Source organism: Alishewanella maricola, assembly GCF_016343785.1.
Taxonomy (GTDB): Bacteria; Pseudomonadota; Gammaproteobacteria; order Enterobacterales; family Alteromonadaceae; genus Alishewanella; species Alishewanella maricola.
In genome coordinates, this window is record NZ_JAEINI020000051.1 from 1 (window position 1) to 522 (window position 522).

The window sequence follows — 522 nt, forward strand, 5'->3', positions numbered from 1 at the left end:
GCTGAGGTCAAGCGTGCCATCGGTATTGTCGACCGTCGCAGCGATATCCAATGAACCGGTAACCGCATCGAGTGTGGCTGAAGTATCAGCAGCCAATGGATTGCCGTTGTTATCGACTGCCGTCGCATCAATGGTTAATGGGCCATCGGCTAAGGTGCTGACATCAATACCTTCTAAAGCGTAGCTGCCATCGGCTAATACGGTGGCCTGGGCGATAACGGTCTTACCGTTTTGATCGGTGATGGTGATGTTAATCACGGTGCCTGGAGCAACGTCGGTGGTGGTGCCCGATAAATCGATGGTGCCATCGGTGTTATCGACGGTAGCAGCGATATCCAATGAACCGGCAATCGCATCAAGTGTGGCTGAAGTATCAGCAGCCAATGGATTGCCGTTGTTATCCACTGCCGTGGCGTCAATGGTTAATGGGCCATCAGCTAAGGTGCTGACATCAATACCTTCTAAAGCGTAGCTGCCATCGGCTAATACGGTAGCCTGGGTGATGACCGTTTTACCATTTTG

At 51.9% G+C, this 522-nt stretch carries 1 pseudogene; it reads right to left on the reverse strand.

Features of this window, described 5'->3' with window-relative positions:
* Positions 1-522, reverse strand: a pseudogene (locus JAO78_RS16680) (hypothetical protein); the annotation flags it as partial.